Raw genomic sequence first — 17,493 nt, 5'->3', positions numbered from 1 at the left:
ACCTGAAACGAACCCGGATTAGTGATTTTACAACTCTATGATCTGTAATTAGTTTATCCTTTTCATCGCTGATTAAAGGAGGCATTATCCAAAAATCCTCTCAGGCAATGTTGACCAATCTTTTCAAGTATTGGACATACAGGGTATTCGCACCCGGTGCTGTGTTGCGAACAACCTATGAGGCTTTCCAGAATTTGCTGGCCTTTGACAGTCAATGCCATGAAATCATGGCAGACCTTGAAAGCCTCTACTACCAGGGAAAGAAAGAAGATTTTTGTAAAATTTCCCTGAAATATGAATCCCTTGCTGAAAACGTTGAAGGTATGGTTATCAACCTTCAACGTATGGCACCCGGTTCCTATATAGACCTGCCCGCCTATTTCAATAAGTTTAACTTTTATTGTCGCTTTTTTTTCGCCCCCCCTGAGTTACATTTCGGCAAACCTTTTATCCTTCCATTACATGATGAGGCACTCACCACACAACTTGCTGGTGCAAAAAGCAGTACTCTGGCAGAGCTACACCAGCAACTCAACCTTGTTATTCCTTCAGGATATGTCCTCACAACAAACTGTTTTTCCTATCTTCTCGAATATAATGATCTGCGACCGGCCATTAATGCATTACTCGCTAAAACAGACATCACATCCACCCGGCTTTTGTCTGAAATTTCTGTTGCTATTATAGACCTGATCAAGGGAGCAGAAATCCCCCCCGAAATCATCGAGGCTCTTAAATATGCCGGGAAAAGACTTCAGACCGAAAAAGGCTCACACATGCGCTTCGCTGTCCGAAGCAGTGCTCTCAGCGAGGATGGGCAATGCTCATTTGCCGGCCAATACTCCAGCTATCTCAACGTGGAAACAGACAAACTCCTTGATGCCTACCTTGATGTACTTTGCAGTAAATACAGCCCCGAGGCACTTGCCTACAGAATTAACTGCGGCCTCAGCGACGAAGAAACTCCCATGGCGGTCATGATACTGACCATGGTTGATGCAGTCACGGCAGGTGTTGTTTACACCATCAATCCCTCAGGAACTCAAGAAGACAAACTGTATATCCACGCCACCTCTGGCCTTGGTGATGCAGTTGTCAGCGGTACTGTAATACCCGAGGTTTTTACAGTTGATAAAAACTCAACGCTGCCAGTTGCTGCGCAGAGCTCAAAACAAAAACTCCTCACCACGACCCAGATAGAGGATCTCGGTAAAATGGCTCTTCGCATTGAACGCCATTTCGACAGGCCTCAGGATATCGAATGGGCACTGCAAGGTGATGGAACCTTTGTTTTCCTTCAAACTCGGGAATTACATCTTTACAAATCTGAAAACAACATACCTTCTGAGCTGTCTATCAATAAAGAATCGTTACTCTTTCATGGTGGTGTAATGGCCTCATCAGGATTTGCCTCTGCCAGGGCATGGGTTCCTGATGCAGAAAATCCTCTGGACACAATAGAACCGGGCCACATTCTGGTGCTCCATGAAACCCTTCCAAGCTATGTGCGAGTTCTCCATCGGGTCGATGGAGTTATTGCTGAACTCGGGAGTGCTGCCGGGCATTTCGCCACCGTCTGCAGAGAGTTTGGAGTCCCACTCCTCCTTGGCGTTGGAAAAGACATTTCCCGCATTCAACATGGCGAGGTTATCACTCTTGTGGCAGATACACGCACGGTCTACTCAGGAGCACACTCTCCTAAAGTAAAGCCTTCCCCTGTTTATAAAAGAGATAAAGATCTCCCATTTTTCAGTAAGCTGCGAACTGTCCTTGATTTTATAACACCTTTAAAGCTACTCGATCCACAGTCAAAAGATTTTGCGCCGGAATCCTGTCGCTCATTGCATGACATTATCCGTTTTTCCCATGAAATGGCGGTCCAGAGCATGTTTTCCATAGGGGATCGCTGCAGCACCATCAAGGGTGGGAAAAAGAAACTTCAGACCCAGCTTCCCTTCGAAGTGTTTATTGTAGATGTGGATGAAGGACTTGATAAACATGCCTCCGCACTCCAGATAATAACAGTGGACCTGATACGTTCATCTCCCTTTCAGGCGTTATGGCGTGGTTTTAATCATTCTGATATCAGTTGGGGCGAACAGACCTATTATGACTGGAAGGGATATGACCGCATGGCAATGAGTGATGCCTTTGCCTTTCAATCAAATTCCGATTCTGCAAGTTATGCCGTTCTTGGAAAAGATTACTTGAATATGAACATCCGTTTTGGATATCATTTCACTGTTATCGATGCTCTTTGTGAACCAGATTCCACCACCAGTTATTGCACATTGCGTTTTGCCGGAGGCGGTGGTGAATTTGAAGGACGCGAGCTTCGAATCCTTTTTCTGGACAAAGTACTTAGCCGCCTTGGTTTTGATGTTACAATCAAAGGAGATCTTCTCGACGCCAGAATAAGCGGTATTTCAGCTGACAGTCTTATGGAACGCATAGAGTCTTTGGGAAAGCTTCTGGGAGTAACCAAACAGATGGATATGCGCCTCAAGGATACTGAAATGGTAGAACAACAAATCGATAAATTCTTTCGGGTGCTGTAACTCAGTAGACCATCAGGGCTCCTCCTATGTCTTATGAACTTACCTGGATAACAAATCAACTGGCAGTTGGACATGCCCCTATGTCCTATGAAGAACTGGATTCCATAAAAGAACAGGGAATCAATGCCATTGTCAATCTCTGTGCTGAATTCAGTGACCTTCACGAGCTTGAAGAGCAGGCAGGGTTTGAGGTATATTACCTCCCTGTCCACGACGAATGTGCTCCCCAAATGGAGGCAATGGAAAAAGCTCTGCACTGGTTTGATGAGTCAATTTATCTAAAAAAAAAGGTTCTGGTTCACTGCCGTCATGGTATTGGTCGCACAGGAACTTTTGTCTCGGCCTATCTGCTCAGGCGTGGTCTGGGTTTGAAACTTGCTGAGAAAACCTTACAAACAACGCGGGCCACACCAACAAATTACAGTCAATGGAAGCTCCTCAAGAAGTACGGCAAGAAACAGGGAAAGCTCATCGCCCGTGAAGCCAGTATACAGCACGACAGTACCATAGATTTAACTCCTTTTTTTGTAGAATATCAGGCAATAGTCTCAGAGTTTGCCAGGCAGAGTGATGAAGAAGACGCGCAATGGATCAAAGACGAACCATGCTGTCATGAATACTTTGAACTACAACTAATCGAAGCAGTATTTGTCAGTCATAATATGAACCTCTCACTGACAAGCAGTGCTCGTGAAGCCGTTATCCATAAGGCTGCATCCCTGGCACAAAAATATACCAACGATAAAATTTTCACCACCTGTCCTCTTCTACAAAATGGAACGTGCTCTCTCATCGCCAGGGAACGCCCTGTTCACTGCAGGAACTTGACAGATGAGAGAAACACTGAGAAAATAACATCTATGATAAGCACCCTTTCACGAGATGTCTTCTTTGCCTTGACTGGGTCCTTCCCGCCCGAGGAGATACCATCCTTCTCGATACTCGACACCATATCCGGTCGCTTTGTTCAGCATTACTTCCAGGCCATGCTCAAGGTAGCAGAGAAATAGCCAATGAATGGTGAAGCAGAGAAAAAGATGCGACTTCTGATTGTTGATGATGAACGAGATCTTCTCAATCTCCTGAAAAAGGTATTGGCTAAAAAATGTGACTGCGACATATCACTTGCCAATACTGGCGCAGAGGCACAGACACAGATACAAGGCTGGAAGCCCGACGTCGTCCTTACTGATATTATTATGCCTGAAACCGATGGTCTGCAGCTTCTCGAATTTATACAGACTACGGACCCAACTATTTCCACTATTATCATGACTGGCTACGGTACCGTTGAGATGGCCGTCAAGGCACTCAAAAAGGGAGCTTATGACTTTTTCGAGAAACCCTTTGACAATGACAAAATCAGTCAAGTTGTCAAACGTGCCATGGAACGCACCAAACTGCTGAAAGAAAACCAAAGGTTGCAGCAACAGGTCATTAATAATTGCAATTCAACTCAATTTATTGGCAAGTCAAAACCCCTTCGACAGGCGGTTGACCTGCTTATCCGTTATGGGAAAAGCGATGCTACACTTCTTATTCGGGGTGAATCTGGAACAGGTAAAGAAGTCGCCGCACGTACGGTGCACCTTTCCTCAAAGCGTGCTGCCAGAAAGATGATCACCGTAAATTGCCCTGCACTTCCTGAGCAAATCCTGGAAAGTGAACTCTTTGGCTACTGCAAAGGTGCATTTACCGGCGCAGACAACGACAAAGATGGTTTATTCCTTGAAGCCGAAGGCTCAACTATCTTACTCGATGAAATTGCCGATATTCCTGTCAGTCTCCAGACAAAATTACTCCGAGTCCTTCAGGAAAAAGAGATCCAACCTCTTGGCCAGACCAAAACCATCAAAGTCGATGTCCGGGTTCTTGCTTCAACGAATCAGAATCTTGAGGAAAAAATCGAGAAAGGAGAATTCAGAGAGGATCTGTACTATAGACTGAATGTAATGAACATTGTACTCCCCTCCTTACGTGAAATGAAGGAAGACATCCCATTACTGGCCCAGCACTTTCTGAAGATGTATGCGATTGAGTATGAAAGAGAAAATTTGTCTTTCAGCAAAGAAGCCATGCAGTGCATGATGCAACAGCCATGGAAGGGAAATGTCAGGGAATTTCAGAATATTATCAACAGAGCTGTCCTGCTCGCTTCTGACCACATCCTGACTGTACATGATTTAAAAAATGACGATGGTAACAATACCTGCAACTATGATCCCTCCCAGCTTCCTCTTCCACAAAATATTCACTCCCTTCCCTATAAAGATGCAAAACAGACCATCATTTCAGATTTTACAATTTCCTATCTAAAAAACTGCCTGCACAACAGTAAGGGTAACGTCACGGCTGCTGCCAGGGCCAGTTGCATGGAACGTCAGGCATTTCAACGCCTCATGCGTAAACACGCTATCCAGTCAAGTACCTATAAGTAAGTTCTTAACCACCTGCAATATATTTGTTGCACTGAAACATTCATATTGCACCAAAATCGCTCATTCCTCTTTCGAACGGCTTTTCCCTGGCAAATACTCCCAAAACGAATCCAACTCAATTCCCTGTTACAACAGCTCATTTCTATTTTGTCATATTGAATTTCATTTCTGGCATCACATGTGCAACACTTCCTACAGATGTGGGCCAGCAATTGAAATAGATGCTGCAGAAAACAATACTGTTCATCCTGTATTGGCCAATGGGCCAGACGACATTGCTGCCAAGAACAGCTCCTCCATACTGCCTCTAAATTGTTGCACAGGAGTCAAATGATTCATTCCAGGAAAATACACAAGATATTCTGTTTGTTCCTCCTTACAGTATTTCTTATTTTTCCGAATCAAGCCCAGGCACTCCAATCCCATGCTGCCCCTGAAGGGATATATGTGCATCAGCTGGCCCACATCTTTTTTCTTGCCGCGCTCTGCTACCTCTTCTGGGATATTCGCAGAAGTTCATTTCCCAGCAAAGGATGGCGCTTCCTCCAGATGTTCTGCATCTTCATGATTTTCTGGAATATCGTTGCATTTACCGGGCACTGGATGAGCGAACATATCGAGGTAACTGACATTGCCCGAGACAACGGATACTTGTCTACAAAAATTACGGGCCCAATCACCGCAACGAAACTGATATATTATTTCACAAAACTTGATCATCTTTTTAGCGTTCCTGCGATGTTCTGTCTGTACCTCTGTCTCCGTTCTCTCTACCTCGGAATCCGCGATAAGGTGAAGACATGAGTAGTCTCAGCATGTTTCCAGCCGACTTCACAGACATGATCGGCTCCGTTATCATAATTATTTTTTCATTTCTTTCCCTACGCTACGCTTTTCTTTTAACAAAAGAACAACCGGACAACTTTCTCTGGGGGTTCTTGTTCTATTTCTGCATGACACTGTCCGCATTTGCCGTATCAAGAGCGATGGGACATCTTGTCAAACAGGTTTTACTTATCAGCGGAAACGATGACCAGTGGAGAACTCTCGCTCCACTGGCCGGAGGGTTCAATACACTTCTTATGACTTCTCTCGCGGCAGTTACCATCTATTACCATAAAGGAATAGAAGGATATCGTGCCATTGAGGAAAAGGCTAGAAGTCTCAAAACCGCCAATAGTGAACTTCAGCAGGCGGGAGTGAAACTCCACGAGATGAATAGTCACCTTGAAGAAATGGTCGAAAGCCGTACCAAAGAGCTCTCTGCCTCTGAGAAAAAATTCAGAAACTTTTTCATCAACTCAAAGGACATGATTTATTTTTGTGATTCAGACAACAGGCTGGTCAATATGAATGCATCGGGTCTTGAAATGCTTGGATACCCATTCAATGATCCGCCATCATTGAATCTATGGGACATATTTTCTCATGAAGACGATCTTGATAACTACTTTGAAGAAATTCTCACTCGTGGCTTTGTCGAAGATCTTGAGGTTGAATTCAAAAAAGCCGATGACAGTATCATCTACGTTCTTCTCTCTGCCAACGCTATCCATAATGATGCCGGTGAATTCACTGGCTGTGAAGGAATAGCCAAGGATCTTACCCGTGTTAAGACGATGATGGCCCAGCTGGCATCCAGTGAAAAAATGGCTTCGATCGGTCAGATGGCGGCGGGAGTTGCCCACGAAATAAACACACCTCTCGGCGTCATACTCGGCTATTCCCAACTGCTGATGGACGATTTTCCTCCAGACACCGAAGAAGGAGAAAGCCTGGAAGTCATAGGACGTCAAACAAAAACGTGCCGGAAAATTGTAGCCGACCTTCTGAAATTTGCAAGACAGGGAGAAAGCTCTAAGGACATTATTTCCATCAATGAAATAGTAACCGATGTACTTGCCGTAACTGAACACTCACTGAATATTGATCATATTACGGTCCACAGAAATTTGAGCCCCAACCTGAACAGTGTCATCGGAGACACTGAAAAGTTACGTCAGGTTTTCATTAATTTTATCAATAATGCTCATCATGCAATGGAAGACCAGGGGAGTGGTGAACTCTACATCAGGACCCGTAACAGTGAAGACAGCAGAGAAGTTATAGCAACAGTCATGGATACCGGACACGGTATACCTGAAAAAATTCTTTCCTCTATTTTTGACCCATTCTTCACGACCAAACCCGTTGGCAAAGGTACCGGTCTTGGTCTTTCAGTCTCCTACGGCATCATTCAGGAACACGAGGGAAGAATAGATATAGAGTCTCCTGTTACTGACAACGAAACCGGAAAATCCCCTGGCGGAACAGCTTTTCACGTTACCCTTCCAGCTATATCGGACGAAAGGGATAGCGATACCCTTAAACCTAAGAACCAGTAACTCAGAGGTACATATGGCAGAGATCATAACCCTTGATGATATCCGCGATGCAACAGTGCTCATAGGAAAAATTCTTCGTAAAAAAGGACATACAGTTCACACCTTCACAGAAGAAGAGGATGCCATTACCCATGCTGAAATGCACAAAATCGACCTGGCCATTCTCGATATAAAGTTAAAAAAGATGAATGGAGTTGAGGTCCTGGCAATTCTAAAAAAAATTGATCCTTCCATTCGGGTGATCATGCTTACCGGATATCCGACCGTAGAAACCGCCCGTGAGGCTATCAGCCTGGGCGCCGATGAATATTGTGTGAAACCTATTGATCGTGATGAACTTGAAGAGAAGGTGGAAAAGGTACTCAACCTCGCCAGATGAGCTTTCCACACATCTTGATAACAGCGACTATTAAAAAGGAGGTAGAAACCAGGAATTAAAAGGGATCTTTAACAGAAGGAGCACAAGAGAAGCTACGTACGATAGGGCTTCACTCTGGTTATATTAATCAAAAAAAGGAGATATGAAGATGATGAAATGCAAGCAACTATCAATATCCTTGATGGTGATTTCAATCTGGCTTTTAGCCTTGCAAAGCAGTTCATTTGCCGGTGCTACAGTCTCAGCAGATAAATACAAGGCTGGTGACACGATTACCATAGAGGGACAAATTGAGCCAGGCCAGGACCTTTATATCGCTGTTGCACAGCAGGCAATGTTCAAAGGTAATGTCACAGAATTTGCCGGACAATCATCCGTCGGCACCTACGAAAAAAAGAAGCTGCCTCAGAATGGTGAAAAGGCCGGTTTTACAATGGATACTGAGATTCCCCCTCTTTACTACATGTTGACAACCAACAGAGAAGCTTTTGGTAGTGATGTTGATAAGAAATTTGGTGGCCCCTCCTTTCTCTTTAAAAAAGGCCAGGGACTCTACAACACCACAATGTTCAAGCTGAAAAAGAATTTTGATGAGGTTGCCGCCAAAGACATGCTTGGTCCAATCAAAACCGCTGAACAGTGGAATATGTTCAAGTGGGGCCACGAGAATTCATATGGTATAGATACCGTTGTTAAAGAAGGGAATAAAAAGGGTAAAGTTGTCATTTTTGCCCGCTCCGTCATCGGCGATGCCTCAAGCGGTAATTACTGGGATAAGGGCACATCCATAAATCTCGACAAAGCCACCGGAAATTTCAAAGCCTCTTTCAAATCATTTCGTCATACCGCGCCTGACACCGGTTTTGATGTATATGTAAACGGCACCAAAAGCGGATCTTACACCATAGAAAAGAACGGTTTCTGGCTTGCGAAAGGCTATCGTTACATGAATCCTCTGGTCGTGGTTATCGGTGCTATTCTTGTTGGTACCTATTTTTCAATGATCGGTGCTGCCGGTGGTATGTTGATGGGTGCTTTCCAGGCTTTGTTTGTTCAGACAGCTGGTCCCGTAGGTATCAATGCTGCCAACGTTCTTCGTCCATCAAATATCGCCCTTACCCTGTTCTCTCCACTTGGTTCCTTTTACCGTTTTGCCGTGGTTGAGAAACGTGTTGCCTGGCCGGTTGGTCTTTCTTTTGGTGCAGGTATTTTTATCGGTTCCATCTGGTTAGGTACATATGTGACCCAATATGTCTCCATGACTGCCTATAAAGAGTGGCTTGGTGTTCTGGTTGTTATCATGGGTATCAAGACTCTTATGGAACTGACTCCCGGTGCAATGAACAAGCGGAAGAACATCAAGGCTATGACCCAGAAGTTCAACGCTGCAGTCAAAAAAGCAAAAGAAACCGGTGAAGCAATGGAAATGGGTTCCATCGAACCGATCAAAACCGGCATTACCGATTACCGCTTTAAATTCTGGGGCGAGGAATTCCGTATCAATCCACTGCTCTTTGCAATCCTTGGTATTATTGTAGGTATTGTTTCCAGAGCATTTGGTATTGGTGGGGGCTTCCTCCTCGTTCCAATGATGACCACAATTGCCGCCCTTCCAATGTATGTTGCCGTTCCCATATCCCTCGTCGGAACCTGCTTCTCCAGTATTGGTTCTTTTATCGGATATGTTCTGAACGGATATCTCCCTGATATGGTACTAGCAGGAGCAATCATCATCGGTGGTTTTGCAGGTGGTATGCTTGGTAGTCGTTGTCAGAAGATGTTCAGTGAGAAAACGCTCAAGATCGTTCTTGCCTGTACATTATTCTTCCTGTTCTTCCGTTTCCTCAAGATTGAGTACTGGATCTAGGGATAACAGTCAGACCCATTAAATGAAATTGGTTCACAACTTAAGGGTTGTGAACCAGTTTCCACTTATTATTAAGCTGATGGATACACCATGGAACGTTTCTTAGATATCATGTGGGAGTATATTTACTCCGCCATTCTTTCTTTTGCAGCAATGGTTGATAATCTGCTTTCCCCGATTCACAACCTCACCGGACCGGCTTTCATACTTGTACTACTTGCCCTCACTACAGTTTTCTCCACCAAGTTTCTTGGGAAAAAATGTCGCACTAAAAGGCATATCATGCTGGAAGAAGAGTTCAACTACTGGCTTGGTGTCAGAGAGGAGGCAATGCGTTGTGAAGACCGTGAAAAGGGATCACGGATGGCAAAAAACATTGATCAGGCAAAACTTAACCGTGCCTATTATGATTATTTTCTTGAAGGTCTGTTAATGAGTTTTGCCACAATGTATCTACCAATCCTGATGGTGCTGTCCTATGTAAATGCATATTATCGACCTGAAAGGCTGATGGAACTCACCGGTAGGGAGTACATTGTGCAGTTTGGCTCATCCAGCGGAGACCCCGTGTTTATTGGATCTCTGTTTTTCTATTTAGTCTCACTCGTGTCCTCCTACATTGGCTGGACATTTCTAAAAAAAGCAATTGAACGACACAGACGCAACAAAATAATAAAGGAGTTGAATATTAATCATGTGGTTGCTGCCAAGTAAATCAGATCGGTTTTCTTTAGAGGAGGAATTCAAATGAAAAAATCTGTTTACTCCATGTGTGGGATGTGCACCGTGCGCTGTCCCATCCGCGTGGAGTCAGAAAATAATAAAGTAACATGGATAGAAGGAAACCAGCATATCCTCGGTGGCGCTCTCTGTGCCAAGGGATCTGCAGGGCCTGCTCTTGTTGCTGACCGTGAAAGACCGCAGCAACCTCTCATTAGAGAGGGAGCCCGCGGTGAGGGACGCTGGCAGAAAGTCAGCTGGCCGACGGCACTTGATTATATCAGTAATAAATTGAAAAAGATCAAAACTGAATATGGTCCGGAATCCGTGGTTCTTTCATCAAGGGGTGGCCCATGGCAAAATATGTATAAAACATTTATCCATGCCTTTGGATCTCCAAACTACACCAACCATGACTGCACCTGCGGACGAAACACTCACCATGCAAGTCTTTCCATTAATGGCGTAGGACGTAAAGGTTTTATCTATGACATAAAAAACGCAAAACATCTGATCCTCTTCGGCCGTAATATGTTTGCCTCACTGCGTATTGGTGAAAACCTCCAGACTATGGATATGCTGGAAAATGGCGGAAAACTGACCTATGTTGACGTTCGCCAGACTATGACAGGAATCAAGGCGGATCGTTTTTTTCAGGTAAGACCAGGGACAGACTACGCCCTTATCCTTGCGATGATTCATGAACTGATCAGAAGAGATGCCTACGATGCTGATTTTGTCGAACGCTATGTCTCTGGTTTTGATGAACTTACGTATTTCGTAGAACAGTACACCCCGGACTGGGCGGCAAAGGAATGTGGTATCAAAGCAAAGGCCATCCATGCCTTTATTGACGAAATAATACCAGCAATGCCAAAGGTGATTTTTCACCCTGGCTGGAATCTGTCCCGCTACAAGGATTCTTTCTATGCCAGTCGAGGTCTCCATATCTTAAATGTTCTTATGGGGAATATTGAACAGAAGGGTGGACTCCTTATCCCTAAAGGCCCTGGGGACTGTGGCGTAAAAGGACTTCGGGCACTTGACTGTCCAAAACCAGATATAAAACGTGCTGATGGTGTCGGCTGGAAATATAAGCATTTTGATAAAGGGCCGGGTCTCGCTCACCTGTTTTTCGATGCCATGGAAAAAGAGGATCCCTATCCTGTTAAAGCCTGGATCGCAATGCGGCACGACCCATTCTCCGGAATGCCCGATCCGCAGCGTCAGAAAATGTCCTTTGAACACTGTGACCTTCTGGTTTCCATTGACACCCATTACAGTGAATTCGGCTGGTTTTCAGACGTTATACTCCCGGAGTCAACTTATCTGGAACGGGAAAGTACCATCTGTGTGCAGAAAAGTTTAAAACCTCGTCTTGCCATACGAAAACGAGCCGTGGAACCGGAATTTGACACAAAACCAGGCTGGTGGATATTTAAACAGCTGGCAGAAAGAGTTGATATCGGAGAGTACTTCCCATACAACAGCGCAGAGGAACTCTGGAGCTGGCAACTGGAGCCGACAGGATTTACAATTGCTGATTTTGATGCGAAAGGTTTTGTTCCACTCACAGACGAACCCATAATGTATGATCCTCTAAAACTGGAAGGACAGTTTAATACCCCATCCGGGAAAATTGAAATCATCAGTAAAAAACTGGAAGATGCCGGCCTACCCTCTTTAAAGGAATATCAGTCCCCCATTAAACCACCTAAGGGTATGTTCAGGCTGGTGTACGGGCGTTCCGCAGTGCACAGTCATGGTCACACGACAAACAACCCGCTCTTGTCGGAGCTGATGCCCGAAAACAGTCTGTGGATTAATACAAGGGCTGCCGACAAACTTGGTATCGCCAATGGCGACCTGGTGAACGTTTCGTCGGAAGACGAAAGTTACTCAGGACCAATGCATGCACACGTTGTAGACTACATTCATCCGGAAGCTGTCTATATGGTCCATGGATTCGGAAAGCAGATTCCATTGCAGACCCGCTCTTACCACGCCGGAATCAGTGACCAGAAATTAATGATTGGCAAGCTTGATGACTGGGATCAGGCAGGAGGTGCAATAAATCTTTGTGAGTCTTTTGTTCTCGTGCGCCGCAGTGTCCGTAATCCTAAGAGGAGGGTCGAATTATGAACAAATACATGATCTACCTCAATTCCAGAAGATGTATAGGCTGTCACGGCTGCGAGGTTCACTGTAAAACGAATAAAAGCCTTCCGGTAGGCCCATACCTCTGTGAAATCGATCACGAAACCTTAACTACTATAAAAGGGGTCCCTAAAACCGAATTTTCCTTTCGTTCCTGTTACCACTGTGATGAACCGTTCTGTGTGCCCATTTGTCCTACCAAGGCCATGATCAAGCGTCCGGATGGTATTGTTTTTATAAATGAAGAGGCCTGTATTGGCTGCATGGCCTGTGCCGGTGCCTGCCCGTGGACAATTCCCCAGATGAACCCTGAGACAAAAAAGGCTGTGAAGTGTGACTATTGCATGGATCGGGTGGATGCAGGGCTGAAACCTGCCTGCGTCACGAAATGTACAACCCATGCCCTGAAATTTGTCACCTTACAGGAAATATAGTATATGATATTGTAAAATAATATGCTGGATGGTCGTTACCGGCCATCCGGCATTACCTTTACAAATTATCAAATAAATACAGTGAGACTGAATATGAAGAAAGAAATTGAAATGATTTGCGTCTCTGACCTTGAGGGTTTTGATTGGGATGTGTACGAAGCATCAAAAAAAACGCTCACCATGCATCTGGAAAAATTCGGGTGGAAATTCGGAGACTGTGTAGTCGAAGAAGATGACAAAGTCTGGTCCTGCAAACCGGCAGCTATCTGGTTTCTGACACCGGATATTGTTTGTCACACCGAGGATTAATCAAACACAGCATATGGTCTGCGGGGAACCCTTCACCTCTACTCCCGCAGACCCTCTTCTTTTACCTCACGACAGCGCCTCATAAAGCCCCTGGCCCACTCGGGTGTCCCCAGGGCATGTATATGGGTGTAAAGAGCCAGAACATTATTCATAACCAGCCCTTCACGTCCCTTCGAAAAGCCCACTCCCCTTGTCATCTTCAATGGCAGATCATCAGAGTCTCCAGGCCAGTCAATAATAGTGGAATAGCGAAACTCATGTCCCTTTATTTCAGAACCTTTTTCATAAAAAGGATTTTCTCCCTCTACCGTAAAAATCGAGTAGCCATGGGCCTGTGGTTTTTGAGACATACCAAAACGGACGGGAAAAACACCGGCAAGAGGATACACCTCTCCTTCCAGTTCTATAGACTCACCAAGGTAAATCAGCCCACCACACTCAGCATAAATCGGCAATCCTGTCTCGGCAGCAGTTTTTATTGAGTCACGAAAAGAGGTATTAGCCGCGAGGGCCCCGGCACTGGTTTCAGGAAAACCTCCACCAATGTACAGACCATCAAGCTCCGGCAAAACATCCTCAACCATGGCATCAATGGCAATCAATTCAGCTCCCTCCTGCTCAAGGGCTTCCAGATTTTCGGAATAATAGAATTGAAAGGCTGCGTCCATTAACAGGCCGATACGAAGTTTATTCTCAGGAGGATGGGCGGGCACCACTGTTTTTCGGCAACCTATCGGCTCCATTACTTCCTGAATTCGTTCGAGGTCAAGGTGTTCAGCGGCAGTCTCCGCAAGCAACTGCATTGCCTCTTCACTTCCCTCGTACTCCTGGTGTGGAGTAACACCCAGGTGACGCATGGGGAAAATATCATATTTCATTCGTGGAATTGCCCCCAGGACAGGAAGGCCAGTGTACTTTTCCACTGCCTGAGTGACGATGGACTGATGCCTTTTGGTGCCAATCTGATTCAGGACTACGCCACGAATATCCACGCGTTCATCAAGTTTCATACAGCCCAGAACCATTGCCGCAACGGTTCGAGTCGTCTTGGTACAGTTCACCACCAACAATATTGGAAGATTGAGAGAAAGAGCCAGTTCGGCTGTGGAATAGCCACCATCAACATTTACCCCATCAAACAGACCGCGGTTACCTTCCAGGACGACAAGATCGGCACCTTCACTGTGGCAAAGCAGTGAAGCTTTTATGCTTTCTTCGCTCATTAAATAGGGATCAAGATTATAACAGTTCCTTCCAGCAGCAAGTTTCATCCATCCCGCATCAATGTAATCCGGTCCCTTCTTGAAGGGGACCACAAATTTTCCCTGCCGTGCAAGGGCCGCAGTTAACCCAACAGAAACTACGCTTTTCCCTGATCCTCCGGCAAGTCCGGCCACCACTATTCCTTTCGTCATATCTCTATAGTAAGCTGATTAATGTTCTTTTTTACCATGTAAAGCCCAGGCCTCATCATACAGATCACTGAGGCGATTTTCCAAAATCAACCTGTAGTCCTCAACATCTTCAGATTTGATTTTAGGAGCGACATAAAGGGGTTCACCGTAAAAGAAATCTATTTTTGAAAAAGGTAAGGGCAAAACCGTACCATCCCAGGACCCAAATCGCTTGTATCGATTACATGACCAGAGCATGGGGAGGACAGGCACCCCGGCACGTGACGCAAGAACTATACAGCCTGCCTGAACCACACGGGCAGGCCCCTGTGAGCCATCAGCGACAATTGCAGCATTTTGCCCTGCACGCATATGTCTCACCAGACTTTTAATGGCCTGTAATCCACCCTTTTTACGTGAACCACGAACAGTTGAATACCCCAGTTTATTTGCCACTCTGCTGATATACTCGCCATCCTTGCTTGCACTGACCATGGCCACACCAGAATCTTTACGCATATAATAAAATATAAATAAAATAGTATAGTGCCAGAAACTTGCTATAGCAGGCTTCCCACTGGCATCAATTTGATCCCGGTAGTGTTGACCATGGGTTGTTATCCGACACGTTGAAAACCAGATGCGTGTCAACCACACAAAGACAAAAGGAAGTACACGAAGAGATAGCTGGTACAATGCCCCATCCTTCATCCTATTTCTATCTCCAGTTTACGAAGCGCCTTGATTCTGTCACGAATCGCTGCGGCTTCTTCAAAAGCAAGTTCTTTTGCAGCACTCTGCATCTCTTTTTCTAGTTTTTTTATCTCTTTTTCCAACTCTTTAATGCTGTAATATACGGGAAGATCCTCTGCAGCAGTCAACAAACCGGAGCCATGATCATCTGCTGCCTTGTAGCCACTGGCCTGAAGATGTTTCTGGATGGTATCTTTTACCTTGGATTTTATGGTCTGAGGTACAATACCATGTTCCAGGTTATACGCAGACTGAATTTTTCTTCTTCGCTCCGTTTCCTCAATGGTTCTTTGCATGGAACCGGTAACTGTGTCACCATAAAGAATAACCAATCCATTGACGTTTCGTGCGGCCCGCCCGCAGGTCTGAATAAGAGAGCGGTCTGAACGTAAAAAACCCTCCTTGTCAGCATCCAGTATTGCCACAAGAGAAACTTCCGGAATATCGAGCCCTTCCCGTAAAAGATTAATCCCCACCAGCACATTATACTCACCATTACGAAGATCTCTAATTAATTCGATACGTTCCAATGTCTTGATATCAGAATGAAGATAGCGGACCTGAATCCCTAGTTTTTCATAATAATCGGTAAGATCTTCTGCCATTCGCTTGGTCAGGGTGGTGACCAATACGGCTTCATCACGTTCCGTACGCAACCTTATTTCCTCCAGAAGATCATCAACCTGACTGGAAGCAGGCCGAACTTCAATTCGCGGGTCAAGAAGTCCCGTCGGACGAATAATTTGATCAACAAGTCGCCCCTCGGCCTCTTCAATCTCAAAAGCACCAGGAGTTGCTGAAACATAGACTATCTGATTAATTCGTGCCTGGAATTCCTCGAAGCGCAGGGGACGGTTATCAAGTGCTGAAGGGAGACGGAAACCGTAGTGGACAAGCGTCTTTTTCCGGGATCTGTCTCCATTGTACATACCGTTTAGCTGAGGTACACCTATATGAGACTCATCAATTATCAGAAGATAATCCTCCTCAAAATAATCGAGAAGATTGGGAGGGGCAATTCCCGGCTCCTTGCCGGTGAGATGCCTCGAATAATTTTCAATACCGTTGCAATATCCAAGCTCCTGTATCATCTCCAGATCAAACATAGTCTTCTGCTCAAGACGCTGCAACTCAATCAGTCTGTTTTCCTTGTGAAAATATTCAAGACGACCTTTAAGCTCTGTCTTAATTGTTTCCACCGCCACCTGCAGTCTATCCTTGGAAGTAACAAAATGGCTGCCGGGGAAAACAGTATATTCCGGTAAACGTTCAAGCACAGCTCCTCGCAAGGGGTCTATAATTGATATCGATTCAATGGTATCTCCGAAGAATTCCAGTCGGAGTGCCCGATCCTCCTCATGAACTGGAAAAATATCAATCACATCACCACGTACCCTGAATGTACCACGATGAAAAGAAACATCATTTCGCTCATACAGCATAAAGACGAGACGGCGTTGTATCTGTTCTGGCGCAAAATCTTCGTCAACACGGAGAAAGAGGTGCATGTTTTTATATTCATCGGGTGACCCAAGGCCATAGATACAGGATACAGAAGCGACAATAATGACATCTCTGCGTGTCAGCAGAGAACGGGTTGCGGAATGGCGCATCTTGTCAATTGCGTCATTAATGGAAGAATCTTTTTCAATATAGGTATCGGAGGATGGAATATACGCCTCCGGCTGATAATAATCATAATAGGAAACGAAATACTCAACGGCATTGCCGGGAAACAGTTCTTTAAACTCAGAAAAAAGCTGGGCGGCAAGCGTTTTGTTGGGGGCAATAATAAGTGTCGGCCGCTGTACCCTTTCAATGACGGAAGCCATGGTAAAGGTTTTCCCGGATCCGGTAACACCCAGAAGAACCTGACTTTTTGCTCCGGACTCTATCCCGCGGACTATGGTGGCAATAGCTTCAGGTTGATCACCAGATGGTTCAAAAGGTGCTTTCAGTATAAAGGGGGTATCCATGTATTTTCACATACACTATTTAATGATGTCTGGCAAATAAAGAGAACGATAAAATCTTTGACTTTCAACTGATCCTTTTGTTATCCTCATCGCATAGGTACATGCTATTTCCTGGAAATTTTTT

14 protein-coding genes are annotated in these 17,493 nt (G+C 45.1%); 11 read left to right on the top strand and 3 right to left on the bottom strand.

The genetic code is table 11. From position 1 onward, the window contains the following. Positions 1-164 precede the first annotated feature (164 nt). The 11 genes from UWK_RS13130 to UWK_RS13080 all read left to right on the top strand — a co-directional run bounded on the left by UWK_RS13130 (position 165) and on the right by UWK_RS13080 (position 13,246). Positions 165-2,558 carry a PEP/pyruvate-binding domain-containing protein gene (locus UWK_RS13130; RefSeq protein WP_167320750.1) on the top strand — a complete coding sequence of 798 codons (2,394 nt, stop codon included), beginning with the start codon at positions 165-167 and terminating at the stop codon, positions 2,556-2,558. Positions 2,559-2,584: 26 nt separating this feature from the next. Then, positions 2,585-3,568, top strand: coding sequence for a protein-tyrosine phosphatase family protein (locus tag UWK_RS13125; protein WP_015404871.1), 984 nt, complete (start codon positions 2,585-2,587; stop codon positions 3,566-3,568). Positions 3,569-3,571: 3 nt separating this feature from the next. Next, entirely contained in the window at positions 3,572-4,996 is a 1,425-nt protein-coding gene (locus UWK_RS13120; protein ID WP_015404870.1) for a sigma-54-dependent transcriptional regulator, read from the top strand. A 330-nt stretch (positions 4,997-5,326) separates the two neighbouring features. Beyond that, on the top strand, positions 5,327-5,800 hold the full coding sequence (locus tag UWK_RS13115; RefSeq protein ID WP_015404869.1) for a hypothetical protein: 474 nt from the start codon (positions 5,327-5,329) through the stop codon (positions 5,798-5,800). Continuing rightward, complete coding sequence (locus UWK_RS13110) at positions 5,797-7,380, top strand: two-component system sensor histidine kinase NtrB (RefSeq protein ID WP_015404868.1); 1,584 nt, start codon at positions 5,797-5,799, stop codon at positions 7,378-7,380. Before UWK_RS13115 ends, UWK_RS13110 begins: the two co-directional genes overlap by 4 nt. A gap of 13 nt (positions 7,381-7,393) precedes the next feature. Then, entirely contained in the window at positions 7,394-7,759 is a 366-nt protein-coding gene (locus tag UWK_RS13105) for a response regulator (RefSeq protein WP_015404867.1), read from the top strand. Positions 7,760-7,907: 148 nt separating this feature from the next. After that, the gene (locus UWK_RS13100; RefSeq protein WP_015404866.1) at positions 7,908-9,626 is read left to right on the top strand and encodes a sulfite exporter TauE/SafE family protein; all 1,719 of its coding nucleotides are present in this window, start codon (positions 7,908-7,910) and stop codon (positions 9,624-9,626) included. A 90-nt stretch (positions 9,627-9,716) separates the two neighbouring features. Beyond that, the gene (locus UWK_RS13095; RefSeq protein ID WP_015404865.1) at positions 9,717-10,340 is read left to right on the top strand and encodes a hypothetical protein; all 624 of its coding nucleotides are present in this window, start codon (positions 9,717-9,719) and stop codon (positions 10,338-10,340) included. Positions 10,341-10,373: 33 nt separating this feature from the next. Next, positions 10,374-12,488 (top strand): molybdopterin-containing oxidoreductase family protein, encoded by a 2,115-nt coding sequence (locus UWK_RS13090; protein WP_015404864.1) that lies wholly within the window; start codon positions 10,374-10,376, stop codon positions 12,486-12,488. After that, complete coding sequence (locus tag UWK_RS13085) at positions 12,485-12,937, top strand: 4Fe-4S dicluster domain-containing protein (RefSeq protein ID WP_015404863.1); 453 nt, start codon at positions 12,485-12,487, stop codon at positions 12,935-12,937. Before UWK_RS13090 ends, UWK_RS13085 begins: the two co-directional genes overlap by 4 nt. Before the next feature lie 93 nt (positions 12,938-13,030). Next, positions 13,031-13,246 carry a hypothetical protein gene (locus tag UWK_RS13080; RefSeq protein WP_153304901.1) on the top strand — a complete coding sequence of 72 codons (216 nt, stop codon included), beginning with the start codon at positions 13,031-13,033 and terminating at the stop codon, positions 13,244-13,246. Positions 13,247-13,284: 38 nt separating this feature from the next. Here UWK_RS13080 and UWK_RS13075 read toward each other — a convergent pair whose 3' ends face one another. From UWK_RS13075 to uvrB, 3 genes are all read right to left on the bottom strand, one after another. Further along, the gene (locus UWK_RS13075) at positions 13,285-14,661 is read right to left on the bottom strand and encodes a cobyrinate a,c-diamide synthase (RefSeq protein WP_015404861.1); all 1,377 of its coding nucleotides are present in this window, start codon (positions 14,659-14,661) and stop codon (positions 13,285-13,287) included. Positions 14,662-14,679: 18 nt separating this feature from the next. Beyond that, complete coding sequence (locus UWK_RS13070; protein ID WP_228130016.1) at positions 14,680-15,159, bottom strand: lysophospholipid acyltransferase family protein; 480 nt, start codon at positions 15,157-15,159, stop codon at positions 14,680-14,682. Positions 15,160-15,347: 188 nt separating this feature from the next. Beyond that, entirely contained in the window at positions 15,348-17,369 is a 2,022-nt protein-coding gene (gene uvrB, locus UWK_RS13065) for an excinuclease ABC subunit UvrB (RefSeq protein WP_015404859.1), read from the bottom strand. Between the last annotated feature and the right edge of the window lie 124 nt (positions 17,370-17,493).

Source organism: Desulfocapsa sulfexigens DSM 10523 (genome assembly GCF_000341395.1).
GTDB lineage: Bacteria > Desulfobacterota > Desulfobulbia > Desulfobulbales > Desulfocapsaceae > Desulfocapsa > Desulfocapsa sulfexigens.
Note: the sequence above shows the minus strand (reverse complement) of the source record. Positions and strands in the feature narration are given on the sequence as shown.

What these genes read in the sequence shown, in the direction of transcription:
- UWK_RS13125 (WP_015404871.1), top strand. Translation starts at nt 2,585, where the DNA reads ATGTCTTATGAACTTACCTGGATAACAAATCAACTGGCAGTTGGACAT.
- UWK_RS13120 (WP_015404870.1), top strand. Translation starts at nt 3,572, where the DNA reads ATGAATGGTGAAGCAGAGAAAAAGATGCGACTTCTGATTGTTGATGAT.
- UWK_RS13115 (WP_015404869.1), top strand. Translation starts at nt 5,327, where the DNA reads ATGATTCATTCCAGGAAAATACACAAGATATTCTGTTTGTTCCTCCTT.
- UWK_RS13110 (WP_015404868.1), top strand. Translation starts at nt 5,797, where the DNA reads ATGAGTAGTCTCAGCATGTTTCCAGCCGACTTCACAGACATGATCGGC.
- UWK_RS13105 (WP_015404867.1), top strand. Translation starts at nt 7,394, where the DNA reads ATGGCAGAGATCATAACCCTTGATGATATCCGCGATGCAACAGTGCTC.
- UWK_RS13100 (WP_015404866.1), top strand. Translation starts at nt 7,908, where the DNA reads ATGATGAAATGCAAGCAACTATCAATATCCTTGATGGTGATTTCAATC.
- UWK_RS13095 (WP_015404865.1), top strand. Translation starts at nt 9,717, where the DNA reads ATGGAACGTTTCTTAGATATCATGTGGGAGTATATTTACTCCGCCATT.
- UWK_RS13090 (WP_015404864.1), top strand. Translation starts at nt 10,374, where the DNA reads ATGAAAAAATCTGTTTACTCCATGTGTGGGATGTGCACCGTGCGCTGT.
- UWK_RS13085 (WP_015404863.1), top strand. Translation starts at nt 12,485, where the DNA reads ATGAACAAATACATGATCTACCTCAATTCCAGAAGATGTATAGGCTGT.
- UWK_RS13080 (WP_153304901.1), top strand. Translation starts at nt 13,031, where the DNA reads ATGAAGAAAGAAATTGAAATGATTTGCGTCTCTGACCTTGAGGGTTTT.
- UWK_RS13075 (WP_015404861.1), bottom strand. Translation starts at nt 14,661, where the DNA reads ATGACGAAAGGAATAGTGGTGGCCGGACTTGCCGGAGGATCAGGGAAA.
- UWK_RS13070 (WP_228130016.1), bottom strand. Translation starts at nt 15,159, where the DNA reads ATGCGTAAAGATTCTGGTGTGGCCATGGTCAGTGCAAGCAAGGATGGC.
- uvrB (WP_015404859.1), bottom strand. Translation starts at nt 17,369, where the DNA reads ATGGATACCCCCTTTATACTGAAAGCACCTTTTGAACCATCTGGTGAT.